This is a genomic window from Bacteroides intestinalis (assembly GCF_003464595.1).
In the GTDB taxonomy this organism is placed as follows: domain Bacteria; phylum Bacteroidota; class Bacteroidia; order Bacteroidales; family Bacteroidaceae; genus Bacteroides; species Bacteroides intestinalis_A.
This window is the reverse complement of record NZ_QRZF01000005.1, coordinates 21,440-40,496: the sequence shown is the minus strand read 5'-3', so window position 1 is coordinate 40,496 and position 19,057 is coordinate 21,440. Positions and strand designations below refer to the sequence as shown.

The window sequence follows — 19,057 nt, the reverse complement described above, 5'->3', positions numbered from 1 at the left end:
GAAATAATCAGAGTACAATAGAATTGAAAATTTTATGATTTAAGATCCATTCTTTTTAGGTATTTGTTAATAATATCGTATAGAGGTTATAAACCTTAGAAGGATTGAATAACTTTATTATCATCAAATATTTAGGAGATTATAGTAGAATATGTGGATATACTCATCTGAGTGTGATTAACATTTTAGAAGCAATAACGATTTTTAGGGAAGAGTTTTTACTAATTAAAAAATTAACTAAAGTTTTTTGTTTTTATAATTGTTAGTTTCTTACTTTGTCTTAAATAAATAAAGAGCAGTTATGTACTTTGAAAAACATTCAAGAGCAGTTTTGTTCATTCTATTAATGTTGTTTGCTTTACCTCATAGAGCACAAGATGTTATTATGACTGAACTTCCAAATATAAATCAGCTTCCGACTAGAGATATTTTATGTATATTCCAAGACTCGGAAGGGTATATGTGGTATGGTACAGAAGAAGGGTTGTGTAGAGACGATGCATATCAGATAAAAGTGTTCCGTTCTGATTTTAATACTCCTGGATTGTTGGAAAACAATAGTGTAACAAGTATTGCTGAAGACAAAGAAGGAAAAATTTGGTTTGGTACAAAACGGGGGATGTATATTCTTGATAAGACCAATTATAAGATTAGTTCTCTTCCTGATAGCGAAATAAAAGGATGGGTTATAAAAATGGTTAGAGGGACTTCTGATGGAACTGTTTGGGTCTCATCTGGGAAGTTTTTATTTCGATATGATATGTCTGGTGAAAGGTTGGGAAAATATGAATTAAAATGTGAAGACGTTCCTAGAGAAGTAAACGGTATTTGTGAAGATAATGAAGGCACAATTTGGGCGACGCAATTGAAAGGAGGATTATTCAGATACAATGCTCAAGATGATAAATTTGTTCAATATCCTTGGCCTTTTAAAACATCTGTTACATGGATGATGAAAGATGCTGTTTCACCATTTTATTGGATTGGCACATGGGGAGATGGGATTGTTCGATTTGATCCTCGAGAAAAAAACACCAATTGCATGTTTGTGTCACAATCAGCTACTACTCAATATGCTGATCCAGATAAAAAAAGAATTTCTTGTATTGCCCAAGATAGTTTGAAACATCACCTTTGGGTAACTGCAAATGATAATTTGTATGCATATGAGATCGATGTAAACGATATGTTGCATTCAGTTGATATCTCAGGTTTATTTTCTGAAGATAAAAGAATGTTGAACAGTGTTATATGTGATCAAGATGGGAATCTGTGGATTGTAGGGAATTATCCTGAATCATATTCATTTGTTATTTCTTATTTGCCGAACAAAATAATGAGTTATCCAATGGATTTGGTTAAGAAAGAAATAGGTATATATGCTTCCCCTATGGAACTTTTCTATGAAAAAGAATATTATTGGGTTCGTCAGAAAAGAGTTGGATTATATATTTATGATACTAAAAATAATAAATTGGCAATGCATGAAAACTATAATAGGAGTTTTTCGTTTTTCTTTGAAAAATCAGTTGATTATGATGGTGTATATGTTGCCGTATTCGAATCACAGGTCATATTAATACAGTATACAGAAAAAGGTTTTATTGAAACTGAGATATGTAAGGTTCCTATTGAACCTCATGAACGCATTCGTACTTTGTATGATGACAAGCATGGAAATTTGTGGATTGGAACGACGTTTCATTTATATAAATATGAATTAAAACAAAAACAACTTGAAAAAGTGTATGAATATACTGGCATTGTAAATGATATTATTTCATTGGATGATGGAAGTATATTCATCGCTACAGAATCTGAAGGATTTTGGAAGATTGTTGACGGTAGAAAAGAGTTTAAATATCTTACGAAAGAAAATTATGTGGTTTTAACAACTTCTCCTGATCAAAAGGTTTGGGTTGGGACGCAACAGGGAAATGTCTATTGTTATGATACTACTAAGAATGAGCTGACATCTAAAACAAAAGATTGTAGTCTGATAGGTGATGCTATTATAGACCTTTTAGCTGATGATTATGGTAATATATGGATATTGACTGATCAAACAATTATTATTTATAATCCTGAAAAACAGATTACAAACTCAATTTCTTGTTCTGATCCTTTCATCTCGTTGGATAATTTTTTATCACTTCATAAGGGTGAAAATGGTGAGATGCATGTTGGGGGTAGGGGAGGTGTGCTGACATTCCCCTGCATTACTCCACTTGAAAAAGTATCACAAAAAATCTCCATAAGTTTAACCTCTGTTAAAATCAATAATATTCAGAAGATATTAGGTAGAGATAGTCAAAATATTATTCTGGAACCTCAAGAGCGAAATGTTGAACTTTTCTTTTCCACTTTTGACCCGCTTAATACCAATAAAATTTGTTATGCTTTCCGCCAAAAACAAGACAGTGTTTGGAACTATTTGCCTATGGGACAAAATAGTATTTATTTAGCAGGGCTTTCAAAAGGAAATTATGAAATGGAAGTAAGGGCAACAGATAAAAATGGACTTTGGACCCAGAAATCCACAATTATTAAAATTCAACGGCAGCCAGACTGGTATGAGACATGGTTGGCATATACTTCATATCTCTTTATTTTTTTAGTATCTGTTCTTCTCATGATTCAGAGATATGTTAGGTTACAAAAAGCTAAGCAGCAAAAGTTAATGGATGAGCAGGTGTCGCAGATGAAATACCGTTTTTTTACTAATGTGAGCCACGAACTTCGTACACCTTTAACTCTTATCGTAACCCCATTAGAGACTATTATAAGAAAGGTTTCAAATGCAGACCTTAAACAACAATTAGAATCAATAAATAAAAATGCTCAAGATTTATTGAGCTTGGTTAATCAATTACTCGATTTCAGAAAAATAGAAATGGGGCACGAAACACTTTCTTTAACTAAAGGGGATATTAGTGAATTTATTTCCTCTATATATGAAAGTTTTCAATTAGCTGCAAGAGAGAAAAAAATTGATTTCCAATTTCATACAGATATTAGTTCGTTTTATTTATTCTTTGATGCCAATAAGCTGCGCAAGGTAGTAAATAATCTGCTTTCCAATGCTTTCAAGTATACAGAAGAAGGAGGGTGCATTTCGTTGTCTATTTATAAAAGAAATCGGGAACAGGAATATGTTGTTATTTCAGTAGAAGATACGGGTAAAGGTATTCCTGTCAATGAATTATCTACTATTTTTGAGCGTTTTCATCAGGTAGGCGGGCAAGAAGGTATTATTGGAAGTGGTATTGGCTTACATATTGTGAAAGAATATGTTGATATGCACGGAGGGTTTGTTGATGTGCAAAGTGAATTATATAAAGGTTCTATTTTCTCTGTTTATATCTCGACTGATTTGAAGCCGCATGCAAGTATTACAGCTATGGAGATGGAAAAAGAGCGAGAGAAAGTTGCAATGACTGAACCACTAGGCGATCTGAGAAAAAGAGTATTGATAGTGGAAGATAATGTAGAATTCAGTACATACCTAAAAGGTGAACTAAGTCGATTTTATACTGTATATGAAGCTGCCAATGGTTTAGAAGGTGAAAAAAAGGCAGTAGAGAAAGAACCAGACGTTATCATTACGGATTTAATGATGCCTGGGATAGATGGCATAGAGCTCTGTCATAGGATTAAGAATAATATAAATACATCGCATATTCCAGTAATTCTTCTTACAGCAAATAGCAATATAGAAAATGAAGAAAGAGGTTACAGGGAAGGAGCTGATGCTTATATTTCGAAGCCGTTTCATTGGGACATTTTATTGGCTAGAGTAGAGAATCTGATGGTACAAAAGGTACAGCGTCAACAACTTTTCAAAAATGAAATCGAAGTAGCTCCCAAAGATATTACTATTTCTTCGTTGGATGAACGATTGATAAAGAAGGCATTAGAACTCATTGAAACTAACATTAATAATTCTGAATATTCTATTGAAGATTTAAGTAGCGATATGGCAATGAGCCGGTCAAATTTATATCGTAAAATTCACTCTATCACAGGACAAGCTCCTACTGATTTTATTAAAAATATAAGGTTGAAGAAAGCTGCCGAATTATTAAAGGAGGGTGGATTGACTGTAGTAGAAGTAGCCTATGCTGTTGGGTTCAATACACCAAGCTATTTTACAAAGTCATTTAAGAAAATGTTTGGTGTATTGCCTACTCAATATGGTCAAAAATAACCGGAAGGAGACTTCCGGTTATTTGATTTGCTTGGATTTCAATTAGAAATAAACCGCAGAATTATTTTTCTGATTTTTGAATTCTGAAGTAATCCACTTCTAACCAGCCTCCGGCACCAGAAATTTTCGGACGATTACAGAATAGCCCTACTTTTGCACCTATCCAACCACCTTTACGTGCAGTAAACTTTCCTCCGATTGGTTGGAAATGCTTGCCGTTTAAGCTGTAAAAAAAAGTACATACTCCTTCACTATGAACGTCTATGCGTAACCAAACGGTTAGGTTTGCAGAATCAAGTTTTTGAGAAGCTATAAGTTTCTCAGGATTCTTTTTTTCTGCTTCGAGACATTCTGACATAGAAAGTATTATACCACTTGATGTATTTTCAAATGCTAGTATAGCATAATCATATCCCATAACGATAAGCCCTCCGCGCTCGCCGATAGCTCTATTAGATGGATTAAATGTCATTTTACTGGTTATAGAGAACTCTTCGGCTGGGAACTTTTGGAGTAGCAAGTTGGGACAATCCATCATATTATTATACTCATCGTTATTTTGTACTACTGAGAAAAGTTTTAAATGGCCTTTTTCGCCGGCAGGATAATACCAATATATATAAGGATTAGCATGCCATTGCCATTGAAGACTGAGTGTTCGCTCATTAAACTCATCGCTTTCTTGTGGCGTCATTACTGGATATTTTTTACCTACATTAGGTTTACGGAAAGTCGTTACAGGTTCACCTGTCCCTTTACCAGCTTTATCTATACCAATAATGGGCCAGCCATCCTTTCTCCAGCTCATTGGCTGTAAGTGAATGATGCGTCCATACGCATCTTTGTCCTGAAAATGAATAAACCAATCTTCCTTTCCATCTGGAGTGGTTACCCATCCTCCTTGATGAGGACCATTTATATCGGTTGTACCACGAGCCATAACAGTACGGGATTCATATGGGCCATAAATATTGCGTGAACGCATTGCAAGTTGCCAACCGTTTTTAACACCTCCAGCTGGAGCAAATATCCAATAGTAACCATTATGCTTATAGAATTTTGGTCCTTCAATAGTAGGGTTTTCTCCATGACCCGAATAAACTACATGTCCTTGACCATCTATAACTTTATCTCCGTCTGATGATAAGCGATTAACTATAAGTAGAGAACTCTGCCTTACACGACTACCCGCAAGAGCATGTATTAAATATACATTACCATCGTCATCCCATAGTGGGCATGGGTCGATGAAACCACGTCCCTCTTTTACCATAACAGGGGCTTCCCACTTTCCTTTAGGGTTTTGAGTACGTACCATAAAGATACCAAGATCCGGATCACCCCAATAGATGTAAAAATAGTTGTTGTGATAGCGAATTGATGGTGCAAAAACCCCACGCCCATGCCGTGGTATATCATAATGATTGGGTGGCATAGTGATGGATTCTAAGGCATGTCCAATAATTGTCCAATTAACTAAATCTTTGGAATGGAGTATCGGTAAGCCTGGTATACAATTAAAACTTGAAGCAGTCATGTAATAATCTTTATCGGCGCGACAGATGTCCGGATCGGAGTAATCGGCATAAATGATTGGATTTTTATAGTTGCCATTACCTAGATCGGCAATCCATACCTTCGAGGGATCAGCTGCGCAAATTGATACTGTAAATAGAAAGATAAAATTTAAGAATGAAAATAATCGCATAATAATATTAGTTTTTAATTAAAAAATTCTACTTTAGTGTTATAAAATACAAAAGTAGACCTCTTTATAGCTTATTGGGTGTTCTGTGGTTGCAATTTATAGAACGCATGTTGCAACTTCGTTCTTGCCGATTTATGTCATCAATATTTTTTCTTTTTGCAACGGTTGTTGTATATCTTGCAACGAAACAACCATACTCATAAACTTCAATTCGCTTACTTTGCTTTCGAATAATTTCATCGACGGAATAATATTGGGAGATTTATTTAATAATATAATTATATACATTGTAAGGTATGAGAAAGCAAAGATTAGTAAATTTGTTGTTAGCTTTTATGTTGGTATCTACAACTGCGTTAGCTAGTAATAGAGAGAAATACAATTTTAATTCGCAATGGCTATTGAATATTGGAGATTCTAAAGGAGCCGAGCAAAACAATTATTTCGATAAGGATTGGGAGAAAATAACTCTGCCTCGTGCCTTTAATGAGGACGAATCATATAAGGTAAACATTAAATATATGACGGATACTATTGCTTGGTATCGTAAGCATTTCAAATTACCCAAAACTGCTAAGGGAAAAAAAGTATTTATTGAATTTGAAGGGGTACGTCAAGCTGCTGATTTATGGCTTAATGGTAAATATATAGGATTACATGAGAATGGGGTGATGGCTTTTGGGTTTGATTTGACACCTTACTTAAATTTCGAAGGAGAGAATGTTATTGCATTAAGAGTTGATAACGATTGGCGTTATAAGGAAAGAAGCACAGGTAGTGGTTTTCAATGGAATGATATAAATTTTAATGCCAACTATGGTGGTATACCTAAAAATGTATGGTTACATATTACTGATAAATTATATCAGACATTTCCATTATACAGTAACCTACGAACAACAGGCGTTTATATTTATGCTACTGACATACAGGTGAAAAGTCGTAAGGCTGTCATCAATGCCGAGTCGGAAATCCGCAATGAACACGATAAGGTAATGAATGTGAATTATGAAGTAGAAGTGTATGATTATGACAATAAATTAGTTGGTACTTTTAATAGCGAACCTGTTGTGATACAACCAAATCAAACGGTGACTGTGAAAGCATCTTCTGATTTTTCCGGATTGCATTTCTGGAGTTGGGGATATGGCTATTTGTACAATGTAAAGACAAAGTTGATTGTAAATAATAAAGTTATTGATGAAGTTGTTACCAGAACTGGATTCCGAAAAACACGGTTTGCAAATGGTAAGATTTGGTTGAACGAGCGTGTTCTTCAGATGAAAGGATACGCACAGCGTACCAGCAATGAATGGCCGGGAGTAGGTATGTCTGTTCCCCCTTGGATGAGTGATTATTCTAATGGTTTGATGATTGAGCATAATGCAAATCTATTTCGTTGGATGCATGTTGCCGCTTGGAAACAAGATGTGGAATCATGTGATAGGGTTGGAGTACTTCAGATGCTTCCTGCTGGTGATGCGGAGAAAGATGTCTTTGATCGTCGTTGGGAACAGCGTACTGAGTTGATGCGAGATGTAATCATTTATTATCGAAATAACCCAAGTGTTATATTTTATGAATCCGGAAACGAGTCAATCAGTAGAGAGCACATGATTGAAATGATTGCTATACGTGATAAATATGACCCTTATGGAGGGCGGGCAATCGGTTCACGTGAAATGTTAGATATCCGTGAGTCGGAATATGGAGGCGAAATGCTTTATGTAAATAAGAGTGAATGTCATCCTATGGTACAAACAGAATATTGCCGAGATGAAGGTTTGCGTAAATATTGGGATGAATACAGTTATCCTTTCCATAAACAAGGAGATGGACCATTACATAAAAATGCAGATGCTAGTGCATACAATCAAAATCAGGATATGTTGACTGTTGAGTTTGTGCGCCGTTGGTATGATTTTTACCGTGAACGTCCAGGGACAGGAAGACGTGTTAATTCTGGTGGGGCGAAGATCGTTTTTTCTGACACACAGACCTATGGACGTGGGGCTGAAAACTATCGACGTAGTGGTGTTGTTGATCCGCTAAGGATCCCGAAAGATGGCTTTTTTGCTCATAAAGTAATGTGGAACGGTTGGGTAGATGTAGAAAATGAAAGTACCTATATTATCGGGCATTGGAATTACACACCTGAAGTAATAAAACCTGTATATGTTGTTTCATCAGGGGATAAGGTGGAGTTATTCGTTAATGGTAAATCAAAAGGTTTTGGTAAACGTGATTATGAATTCCTTTTCACATTTGACAGTATACAGTGGGAAAAAGGGGTTATTAAAGCTGTAAGTTATGATGAAAACAATAAAGAACTTAGCAGTTATTCAATTGCAACTATAGGAGAACCCCAACGATTGAAACTTACTTTGATGCATGGTCCCAACGGTATATATGCTGATGGAGCCGATATTGCGATAGTACAAGTAGAAGTTGTGGACAGTAATGGAAATAGATGTCCTCTTGCTAATGATATGATAAAATTTGATTTGCAAGGTCCGGCGGAATGGCGGGGAGGTATTGCCCAAGCTGAAGATAATTATGTGTTAGCTAAAGAATTGCCTGTAGAATGTGGTATTAGTAGAGTGTTGATACGGATGACTGACGTGGCTGGAAAAATCACATTGAAAGCTCAGGCTAAAGGATTGGGAACACAAGAGGTGTCATTCAATTCCATACCTGTAGAAGTAAGAAACGGACTTAGTACATTCTTCCCGAATGAGAAACTTCCTAGCCGATTTGATCTAGGCGAAACGCCATTAACTCCATCTTATCAAGATACAAAGGTGGATGTAAAAGTGAAATCTGCTATTGCCGGAGTAAATACTGAAACCACTGTTAATAGTTATGATGATAATGAACTTAGTGAGTGGAAAAATGACGGGCGATTAAGTACGGCATGGATTACATATCAATTAGAGCGATATGCAGAGATAGATGACATTTGTATTAAACTTACAGGATGGAGACAGCGTTCCTATCCGTTGGAGATCTTTGCAGGAGACAAGCTGATTTGGAGTGGTAATACGGAAAGGAGCCTTGGCTATGTGCATTTATTTGTAAAGCCGATTAGGACAAAAACAATAACCATACGTTTAAAAGGCGCGACGCATGATGCTGATGCTTTTGGACAAATTATTGAAGTGGTTGAACCCAAAGCAGGAGAGCTGGATTTATTCAAAGCAAAAGGAGGGGATCAGACAAACAATGAGCTTCGGATTGTGGAAGTTGAGTTCTTGGAAACGCTGAATAGATAAATTATTAACTTTAATGATACATGAAAATGAAGAAAATATTGAAACTATTGGTTTATTGTCTAAGTTTTGTCCTTCCTGTGTGTTTTATAGCTTGCAAATCGGATATCGAAAACCGTAAACGCCATCTGTGGGGCTCTATCGCTGATGAAAGTATGGGACAATTGACTAATATTGATACACTAAAAGGTAGTTATTCAAAACTGTTATTAAGTTGGAGAATGTTCCCTGATGATACAGCTGAAACTGCTTTTGATGTGTATTATAAGAGTTTTTTGGGTTGGGATAAAATGAATAAACAGCCTATTATTAATTCCACTAACTTTCAGGTACCTGATAATTATATTGATTATTCGAGCGATAATACGTATAAACTCTGTTATCATGGAAGTAATGAAGTGTTGGATACTTATACCATATCGGTAGATCAGATAAAGAATAAACGGCCTTATGTATCTATCTTTCTTCGAGAAACGGCTTCTGATACGCGTATCAATGATGTGCCAGAATACATCATTAATGATGGTGGTGTAGCCGACCTTGACGGTGATGGAGATTATGAAATATTAGTTGTACGCCATGCCTATGGATACGAAAAGGGGATTGTACCTCAAAGCTATGCTATACTCGAAGCTTACAAATTAAATGGATCATTTATTTGGAGAGTGGTGTTTGGGACAAATATTCCGCACAATAACGCCTGTGTGTTTATTGCTGCAGATTTTGATGGTGATGGGAAAGATGAAATCGCTATTCGTACGTCTGAAGGAACTTATTTTGGTGATGGTAAATACATCGGTGATACTAATGGTGATGATAAGGTAAACTATGCAAGAGCAGGTTATTATAATCGCGAAGCTCCCGAATTTGTATCTATCATAGACGGTATGACAGGTAGTGAACTTGCGCGAACCCCCTATATAGCTATAGGAACAAGCGAAGAATGGGGTGATAATTACTTTAAACGTGCTAATAGTTTGAGACTTGCGGGCGCCAAACTTAAATCAGGTAATAAATGGCAAGTAGTAGCTTGCCGAGGTACATACGGTAAAATAGTAATGGAAGCTTGGGAATATAACGGAGCAGGCAAGAAAATGGATAAATTATGGAGATTTGACACCGATGCTAACAATAAATATTATAAGGACTATGCTGGACAAGGTAATCATCAACTGGCTGTAGCTGATGTAGATGGTGATGGCTTCGACGAAATTACATACGGTGCATGTGCTATTGATCACGATGGAAAAGGTTTATATACCACCAAACTGGGGCATGGAGATATGCTTCATGTCGGCAAATTCGATCCGAACAGATCGGGATTGCAGGTTTACCAATGTTATGAGAGTGGTTTGACAAGAGCTTCATTAAGAGATGCACATACGGGTGAGCAGATATGGGCATTGGTAGGAGATGAACCTGGTGATGAAGGAAGAGCTTTGATTGCCGATATTGATCCCAAATCTCCTGGCTGTGAAGCATGGGTATACGATCGTATAGTGTATGATATTAATGGTAATCCAACAGGTGCGGAGAAAGCAACAATGGTAAACTTTCCTATCTGGTGGACTGGGTCGCTTAATCGTCAGCTTTTCGATAATAGAGCTGTCAATCAGTATAATCGCGATGGAGGAAATGTGCAAGTGTTTTCTATGATTCCTTTTGATGTTGCCTGTGCAAACGGTTCCAAAAATAATGTGGCTTTCATGGGAGATATACTTGGTGATTGGCGTGAAGAAATAATTATAGCTCGTAGACATTCGAGTGGTATAGAATTTAATAAACGTCCTTTACCGGGAAGTACAGAATTGATGATCTTCTCAACATGGTATCCGACAGAATATAAATTTCCCTATTTGATGAGTGATGATTTGTATTATAGATGTACTATGCATCAGAATGTGGGATATAACTCTCCCAATCATTTAGGCTATTATCTTGGCTCGGATCTTATAGAGAAGGTGCAAAAATAGATGTTTGTATGAGGAAGATGCCTTTATAGACAGACAATGAAAACTCCAAAAAGAAAAACAATTCAGATATAAAGATAACAGTTTGATTTATAAGTATAAAATAATTTATATATTATAATGAGGCGCAGTATATGTTATTTAAAATTAGTTCTTTTAAACATGAAAACATTTATCTATAGTACCATATTTTTTCTTCTAATATTTTCACCTGTTTTTAGTAATAATTTACAAGTAAAAATGGAAAATATTAAAGCGTCCTTAATTATTCCAAATGAAGATGATATCCGCGGGAATATAACTTTATTGCCTGAAAAAGATGGAGCATCTATTGTATGGAATAGTTCCCATCCAAAAGTGATCTCAGATAAAGATATTCTGTTAAATAATATGGGCGTTGAAGCTTACAAGATTGTTCCAGCAGGCATTGTGATACGGCAAGAGAGGGATACAAAAGTAGTTTTGACTGCAACAATTAATTTAGATGGGCTGAAGGATACTAAAATATTCCATGTGACAGTAAAGGCTAAACCTCAGAAAAAGAAGTTAAATGCCTATATCTTTCCTTTTTTCCCTTCTAATAGAGAGGAACAAATTTATTTTGCAGTTGGGAAAGATCCACTTCATTTTACTGATTTGAATGCTGGAAAGCCTATTCTAGAATCAACAGTAGGGAATATGGGGGTTAGAGATCCCTATATTATCCGTTCTTATGAAGGAGATAAATTCTATCTTATTGCAACAGACTTAAGAGTGCAAACCCAAGGCTTTGAGACAGAGAAAGGAAGTTTATATATGGTTGTATGGGAATCTCCAGATCTCATAAATTGGTCAGAACCACGTCTCGCAGATTTGGGAGCACGAGCTTTTATTGAAAAAAATGGATATCATTTGGGATGTGTGTATGCACCAGAAGCCATTTTTGACGAATTGACAGGGGAATATGTAGTTTTTTGGACATCTAGAATATATCCAGATTATCCTGCAACGCTGTCGGGAAGACGTTATAAAGTGTTTTATTCACGAACAAGAGATTTTGTACATTTTACCCCTGGAGAAATCTATATTGACAGAACTCCTGGAGATATTATTGACACAAGTATGATTCAGGCTTCTGACGGAAAATACTATAGAGTTTCAGCAGATGGGCTCATGTCGATTGAAAAGGCAGATTATATTTTGGGAGAATGGAAGACTATTTCAGATTTGACTAATCTACATAAAAGGATGAATGGATATTTGAAATATTGGGCAGATACGAATGTTGAGCTGAGAGGAAAGCTTATAGAAGGTCCTCAGCTTTTTAAATTTAATGATGAAGATATATATGGACTTTATTCTGATAATTATCAAAAACCAGGTCTTGGATATATTCCGATTACAACGACAGAAATCTCGGATACTACTGGTACGAAATGGCAGCTTTACACAAGAGATCAATATGATTTCGGAAAATTGAGAAAACGTCATGGTAGTATCATTGGAATAACAGAAGAGGAGTATATAAATTTAAAGAAGAAATGGGGTAGGTAAGTGGAATAGGTATATTATATAAGTAGAGGATTTTTTTTAATAATTCTTTGAATAAAGAAGATATATATTAAACGATTTTTTTAATTGATATTTTATGAATTTGTATTATATACTGATACTCTTTTGTTTATTATGCGCGTGTGGTAATCAAAAAGAAGACTACTTTTCCAAAGGAGAGTTTAAACAATGGGCACAGACTCCTCCTGTGGGATGGAATAGTTGGGATTGTTATGGAACACAAGTTGATGAGGCAGCAGTGAAAAATTCTGACTGTATGGCAGAAAAACTAAAGGAGTATAGATGGGAATATATTGTTGTTGATATTCGCTGGTTTGTTGAAAACGAAAAAGGAACGAATTATAATCAAAAAAATCCTATCTATGTTCTAGACAAATACGGACGCTATCAGCTTGCACAGAACCGTTTCCATTCGGCTATACAAGGAAAAGGTTTCAAGAGTTTGGCCGATTATGTTCATAGCAAAGGGCTGAAGTTTGGAATACATATTATGCGAGGAATTCCCAAATATGCAGTCGAAAAGGGACTTCCTATAAAAAGAACTGATGGTATTACTGCTGATCAAATTTACTCGACCGAGTTTCAATGTAAGTGGTTACGTGATAATTACACCATTTATGAGGTAGTTGAGATGTGGACAGGAAAGAATATAGGAAATTTTTTCAATATTTTTCCTAATTTATCAGACCACATGCGAGCGGACTGTATAAACTCATAAACTATAAATATATATGTATAAACCCAAACAAATAGTTATTGTAGTATTTATTTTTACTACCATTTCATTATCACTATCAGCAAAAGGAAATAAAGATAAGAATGGATATATAGGATATTTGTTCGCTTATTTTGAAGGTGTTGTAGGGGAGCGAAAGGAACAGGAGCAAATTCGGTTCGCCATAAGTTATGATGCAGTAAACTGGAAAGCCTTGAATAACAATGAACCAATATTAAATTCGGATGATATATCGCAATCAGGTGGTATTAGAGATCCGCATATTTTACGAGGTGAAAAAGGGAGGATGTTCTATATGGTAATGACGGATATGTCAACGGCAAAAAATGGTTGGGGAGCAAATCCTGGAATTGTGATGTTAAAATCAGATGATTTGATCAATTGGGAATCGTCTACGATTGATTTGTCTAAAGCTTATCCAGAAAAATTCTCCAATGCAAAATGGATGTGGGCACCACAAACTATTTATGATCCAGTAGTTGGTAAATATCTGATTTATTTTACGATTAAATATTATGAAAATGATAAACTTGATTTCTATTGTGCTTATGCAAACAATGATTTTACAGGGTTTGAAAATGAACCAGTATTGATGTTTAGTCCGAAAGATGGTGGAATAGATGCTGATATAGTTTATAAAGATGATACTTATCACCTTTTTTTTAAAGGAAATTCAAAAGATGAAAACGGGAAACAGTTTAAAAGTGGGATAAAACAAGCTACGGCTAAAACTTTACAAGGTCCATGGACAGAATATTTTGATTACTTGGATGTATATCATGATTCCCGAACAAATGTAGAAGGTTCTAGTGTATTCAAATTGAATAATTCTAATGAATACATTCTTATGTATGACTTATATTCAAGTGGACGTTATGAATTTCAACGCTCTATTAATTTGTATAATTTTACTTCAAAACAGGAATCTTTTACAAAAGATTTTAATCCGCGTCATGGAAGTGTTATCAGCATTACTGAGAAAGAACTTAATCGTTTGAAAAAAAAATGGGGGGGCTTCTAATTAATCAAAAAAGTAGTTAAGACAATGAAAGCAAAAATGAAATTATTTTCTTATATATTTTTAGTTATTGTGATAAGTGTGGACAATTCAATATTAGCTCAATCTGATAGTATTTTTATGTTTCAATCAAATGGGAACCCAATTGTGTCCCATCGATTTACACCTGATCCGGCAGCTTTGGTGGTTGGAGATACTTTGTGGTTGTTTACTGGACATGATGTGGGAGAAAAAAATAAAAAGATGATTTTGAAAGATTGGCGTGTATTCTCAACCACCGATCTGAAAAATTGGACTGAGTATCCTATTCCACTGAAAGTATCTGATTTTACATGGGATGAAACAGGTAGAGCCTATGCTGCACAGGTAATAAATAGAAATGGTAAATATTATTGGTATATTAGTACTGATGGTTCAGGAATTGGAGTAGCTGTAAGTGACCGCCCTGAAGGTCCATATAAAGATGCAATTGGGAAACCATTACTGACAAAAGATGATTGTTTTGCATCAAAACATCGTTGGGCATGTATAGATCCTTCCGTATTTGTAGATGATAATGGTGTTGCATGGCTGTTCTGGGGCAATGGACAGTGCTATTATGCAAAGTTGAAAGATAATATGATAGAAATAGATGGAGAAATAAAACAAGTGTTGTTTGATGGTTTTGAATTTGAGGAGGCGTCATGGGTTCATAAATATAATAATAAATATTATTTGTCATACGCATCCGGATTACCAGAAAAAATAGCTTATGCCATGGCCGACAACATAGAAGGCCCTTGGGAATACAAAGGCATCTTGAATGAAATTGCAGGAAACTCCAGCACCAATCATCAATCTATCGTCGAATTTAAAGGTCAGTGGTATTTTTTTTATCACAATGGAAGTCATCAGCGAGGCGGTTCACCTCACACACGGTCAGTGTGTGTAGATAGTTTACATTATAATCTGGATGGTACAATGAAACGTGTTATTATGACAACAGAAGGAGTGGCTCCTGTCAATGGAAATAATCCTGTTATAAATGGGTATTATGCTGATCCTGAGATTCTTTATGCTCATAAAACAAATAAGTATTACATTTATCCTACCAGTGATGGACATAAAAATTGGGATGGAGACTATTTTAAAGTATTCTCATCTGAGAATCTGAAAGATTGGAAAGATGAGGGGGTAATACTTGATTTGAAAAAGGATGTGTTATGGGCTCAAAAAAAAGCTTGGGCACCGTGTATTATTGAAAAGAAAGGAGAAAAGGAAGAATATAATTATTATTATTATTATACAGGAGATGGAAAAATAGGTGTAGCAACTGCTAAAGAACCGACAGGTCCATTTACTGATTTAGGTAAACCTCTTATCGATTGGAAACCTGAAGGCATTAATCGTGGGGCAGAAATAGACCCTGATGTATTTCATGATCCTATCTCTGGAAAAAAATATTTGTATTGGGGTAATGGATATTGTGCTGTAGTTGAGTTAAACGAGGATATGGTTTCTTATAAGAAAGAAACCTTGAGAGTAATTACTCCACCCTATTTTCGCGAAGGATTATATGTTTTTTATCGCAATGGATTATATTACTTTTTATGGTCAGAAAACGATACTCGTAGTGAGGATTATCAGGTTCGTTATGGAACTTCAACATCGCCTATTGGTCCAATAAATACACCCAAACATAACATTATACTTCATAAAAGACCTGATAAGGGGATCTACGCTACAGGACATAATTCAGTACTTCAAATTCAAGGGAAAGATGAATGGTATATCGTTTACCATAGATTTACCCGTCCTGAAGGTGTAAAAATGGGGCGTATGGCAGGGTATTATCGTGAGATTTGTATTGATAAAATGGAATTTGATAAAGATGGAAGAATACTTCCAGTAGAACCTACACTTTAATGAGGACAAAAGCAATAGTTTACATGAGATTTATAGTTAAATGAGAGTAATATTATTAAAGATTATGACTGAGAAAAAAAATATCAATTATTTTATTTGGATTCTGAATTACAAATTGAAACATTTGAAAATGAAAATTCCAATTTTATGTATTATAAGTATGGCTATACTTTTAATATCATGTGGTAATGTTAAACAGGAGCCTCTTTCTGAGGTTATAGAATATGGACTTACAGTGGCCACTGAACAAACCTTGTTTCTTGCTAAAGAAGTTTCCCGTAGAGAAGGACAGCTGCCTCGCACATATGAAGATAATGAAATAAAGACTTCTTCTTACAGAGCTTGGATTTCTGGTTTTTTCCCCGGTGTACTGTGGTATCTGTATGAGAATAATCCCATGGATGAAATAAGGAAATATGCCGAGATGTATACAGAACGTGTGGAAGAGGCAAAGAAAATAACGAATAATCATGATCTCGGATTTATGCTTTATTGTAGTTTTGGTAACGGTTATAGACTTACGGGTAATTCTCATTATCTTGATGTGATGAAAACAGGTGCACAATCGCTTGTTACTCGTTATGATAAAACTGTTTTGGCTATCAAATCATGGGAGTCAAGTAGTGAATGGCAATTTCCTGTTATTATTGACAATATGATGAATCTTGAATTTTTATTGTTCATGGCAAAGGAGAGTCAAAATGAGAGTTATCGTAATATATCTGATAACCATGCAAGAACAACATTAAAGAACCATTTTCGTAGCGATTATAGTAGTTACCATGTTGTATCATATGATACAATTACTGGAATCCCTCATGCAAAGAATACCCATCAAGGGTATGCCGATAGTTCGGCTTGGGCAAGGGGACAAGCTTGGGGATTGTATGGATATACTATGATGTACCGTGAGACAAATAGATCTGAATATCTTGAACAGGCACGAGGTGTGGCTTCGTTCATTATGAACCATCCTAATATGCCTGTAGACAAAGTCCCTTATTGGGATTTTAATGCACCAGATATTCCTAATACAGTTCGAGATGCATCCGCTGCTGCTATAATAGCATCCGCACTGATAGAATTAAGTCAGTTAGATAATAGTATAGAGGCTCCGAAATATCTTGAATATGCGAAAGAGCAAATACGTTCGTTGACATCTTCTACATATCTTGCAAAACCAGGGACTAATGGAGGTTTTATACTGAGGCATAGTACTGGTAATTATAATAAGAATTCGGAAGTAGACGTACCTTTAACTTATGCTGATTATTATTATGTAGAAGCTTTACTGCGTCTTAAAAAACTTCAAAATGAAAATTAGGAATATTCTAATTGTATATATAGTCGTATCGTTTTTTACGGCTTGTAGTACTGAATGCTCATACACTTTTTCTGTTTCGGAAGATCGAGCTTATTGGGTGGAGACAATGATAAAGATCGTAGATCCAGTTTTAACAAATCTTAGTAATAGTAGTCTTAAAAAAAATATGCCTTTTGAGTCATTGTCTACAGATTCGCTTAGAAAAACAGTGTCATATTTGGAGGCTGTTGGCAGAACAGTTTGTGGAGTAGCTCCTTGGTTAGAGTTGGGACCCGACAGTACAGAAGAAGGGAAATTGAGAGCTAAATATATAAATCTCACAGTTACAGGGATTAAAAATGCTGTCAATCCTAATTCCAGTGATTATCTGTCGTTTGATAATCGGCATCCACAAACATTGGTAGATGCGGCATTTTTGGCTCAGGGGCTTTTGCGGGCGCCTAAACAATTATGGGATAATTTTGATATAGAGACAAAAAGGCGAATTATTGCTGAATTAAAAAGAACTCGTTCTATTAAGCCGTATGAAAGCAATTGGCTATTATTTGCTTCTGTGATTGAAGCTACTTTATTAGAATTTGCAGGTGAATATGATGAAGCTAGATTGCTTTACGGGGTTAATCGTTTTTGTAAAGAATGGTATAAAGGAGACGCTTGGTATGGTGATGGAATGGAATTTCATCTAGATTATTATAATAGTCTGGTTATACACCCGATGTTGACAGATGTGCTTAAGATCTTGAAAAAACATAATCTGAATGGTTCGGTGTACTTTGAAGCTCAACTGAAAAGACTTCAACGTTTTGCGGTACAATTAGAGAGATTTATATCACCCGAAGGTACTTATCCTGTGGTAGGACGATCAATAGTATACCGATTTGGAGTTTTCCATGCACTATCTCAAACTACACTAATGGATATTTTGCCAGATGAGCTTCCTGCCGCACAAGTACGTTGTGCTTTGACTGCTGTTATTAAACAGCAATTAGAATTTTGTACTAATTTTGATAAAGATGGATGGTTGAAAGTAGGGTTTACTGGGAGTCAAATGAATATGTCGGAAAGTTATATAAATACTGGAAGTCTATATTTATGTTCTGTTGTTTTTCTTCCCTTAGGATTGTCATCTGAACACTCTTTTTGGTCTGATCCTTATATAGAGTGGACTAATCTTAAGGCGTGGAAGGGAATAGATGTTGGTCGCGATAAAGCATTGAAAGGAACTCGTTAGAATCCAGTGATTATTCATATACAAAGGTTGGCAATTTGAGTTTTATAGGCATACTTCTTTGGTTGCAGAATATAGAACGAGCGTTGCAAAAAGAGAGGTGATTGATAATGTAGAACTCTAAAAATAAGATTGCAACAT

At 35.5% G+C, this 19,057-nt stretch carries 10 protein-coding genes; 9 read left to right on the top strand and 1 reads right to left on the bottom strand.

The annotated features are described in order from the left end of the window. Positions 1-301 precede the first annotated feature (301 nt). Entirely contained in the window at positions 302-4,207 is a 3,906-nt protein-coding gene (locus tag DWW10_RS08750) for a hybrid sensor histidine kinase/response regulator transcription factor (RefSeq protein ID WP_022393439.1), read from the top strand. 61 nt (positions 4,208-4,268) lie between these two features. Here DWW10_RS08750 and DWW10_RS08745 read toward each other — a convergent pair whose 3' ends face one another. Beyond that, positions 4,269-5,918, bottom strand: a complete 1,650-nt coding sequence (locus DWW10_RS08745) for a glycoside hydrolase family 43 protein (RefSeq protein WP_409012356.1) — start codon at positions 5,916-5,918, stop codon at positions 4,269-4,271. A gap of 332 nt (positions 5,919-6,250) precedes the next feature. Here DWW10_RS08745 and DWW10_RS08740 point away from each other — a divergent pair, with 332 nt between their 5' ends. The 8 genes from DWW10_RS08740 (at position 6,251) to DWW10_RS08705 (ending at position 18,919) form a co-directional block, all read left to right on the top strand. Further along, positions 6,251-9,187 (top strand): glycoside hydrolase family 2 protein, encoded by a 2,937-nt coding sequence (locus DWW10_RS08740; RefSeq protein ID WP_409012355.1) that lies wholly within the window; start codon positions 6,251-6,253, stop codon positions 9,185-9,187. Positions 9,188-9,213: 26 nt separating this feature from the next. Further along, positions 9,214-11,157, top strand: a complete 1,944-nt coding sequence (locus tag DWW10_RS08735) for a rhamnogalacturonan lyase family protein (RefSeq protein WP_147350465.1) — start codon at positions 9,214-9,216, stop codon at positions 11,155-11,157. Between the two features lie 159 nt (positions 11,158-11,316). Then, the gene (locus tag DWW10_RS08730; protein ID WP_022393435.1) at positions 11,317-12,687 is read left to right on the top strand and encodes a glycoside hydrolase family 43 protein; all 1,371 of its coding nucleotides are present in this window, start codon (positions 11,317-11,319) and stop codon (positions 12,685-12,687) included. A gap of 94 nt (positions 12,688-12,781) precedes the next feature. Beyond that, positions 12,782-13,423: a hypothetical protein gene (locus DWW10_RS08725; RefSeq protein ID WP_022393434.1), complete on the top strand. Its 642-nt coding sequence runs from the start codon at positions 12,782-12,784 to the stop codon at positions 13,421-13,423. A 13-nt stretch (positions 13,424-13,436) separates the two neighbouring features. Then, the gene (locus tag DWW10_RS08720; protein WP_022393433.1) at positions 13,437-14,462 is read left to right on the top strand and encodes a glycoside hydrolase family 43 protein; all 1,026 of its coding nucleotides are present in this window, start codon (positions 13,437-13,439) and stop codon (positions 14,460-14,462) included. Between the two features lie 24 nt (positions 14,463-14,486). Further along, complete coding sequence (locus DWW10_RS08715; RefSeq protein ID WP_022393432.1) at positions 14,487-16,364, top strand: family 43 glycosylhydrolase; 1,878 nt, start codon at positions 14,487-14,489, stop codon at positions 16,362-16,364. Positions 16,365-16,494: 130 nt separating this feature from the next. Then, positions 16,495-17,688, top strand: a complete 1,194-nt coding sequence (locus DWW10_RS08710) for a glycoside hydrolase family 88 protein (RefSeq protein WP_118420819.1) — start codon at positions 16,495-16,497, stop codon at positions 17,686-17,688. Then, positions 17,678-18,919, top strand: a complete 1,242-nt coding sequence (locus DWW10_RS08705) for a DUF2264 domain-containing protein (RefSeq protein WP_022393430.1) — start codon at positions 17,678-17,680, stop codon at positions 18,917-18,919. The genes DWW10_RS08710 and DWW10_RS08705 overlap by 11 nt, the downstream gene beginning before the upstream one ends. Positions 18,920-19,057: the final 138 nt, after the last annotated feature.

Bases quoted from the DNA above. Each gene is read 5' to 3' on its own strand.
- DWW10_RS08725 (WP_022393434.1), top strand. From the start codon at position 12,782: ATGAATTTGTATTATATACTGATACTCTTTTGTTTATTATGCGCGTGT.
- DWW10_RS08740 (WP_409012355.1), top strand. From the start codon at position 6,251: ATGTTGGTATCTACAACTGCGTTAGCTAGTAATAGAGAGAAATACAAT.
- DWW10_RS08715 (WP_022393432.1), top strand. From the start codon at position 14,487: ATGAAAGCAAAAATGAAATTATTTTCTTATATATTTTTAGTTATTGTG.
- DWW10_RS08750 (WP_022393439.1), top strand. From the start codon at position 302: ATGTACTTTGAAAAACATTCAAGAGCAGTTTTGTTCATTCTATTAATG.
- DWW10_RS08705 (WP_022393430.1), top strand. From the start codon at position 17,678: ATGAAAATTAGGAATATTCTAATTGTATATATAGTCGTATCGTTTTTT.
- DWW10_RS08710 (WP_118420819.1), top strand. From the start codon at position 16,495: ATGAAAATTCCAATTTTATGTATTATAAGTATGGCTATACTTTTAATA.
- DWW10_RS08720 (WP_022393433.1), top strand. From the start codon at position 13,437: ATGTATAAACCCAAACAAATAGTTATTGTAGTATTTATTTTTACTACC.
- DWW10_RS08735 (WP_147350465.1), top strand. From the start codon at position 9,214: ATGAAGAAAATATTGAAACTATTGGTTTATTGTCTAAGTTTTGTCCTT.
- DWW10_RS08730 (WP_022393435.1), top strand. From the start codon at position 11,317: ATGAAAACATTTATCTATAGTACCATATTTTTTCTTCTAATATTTTCA.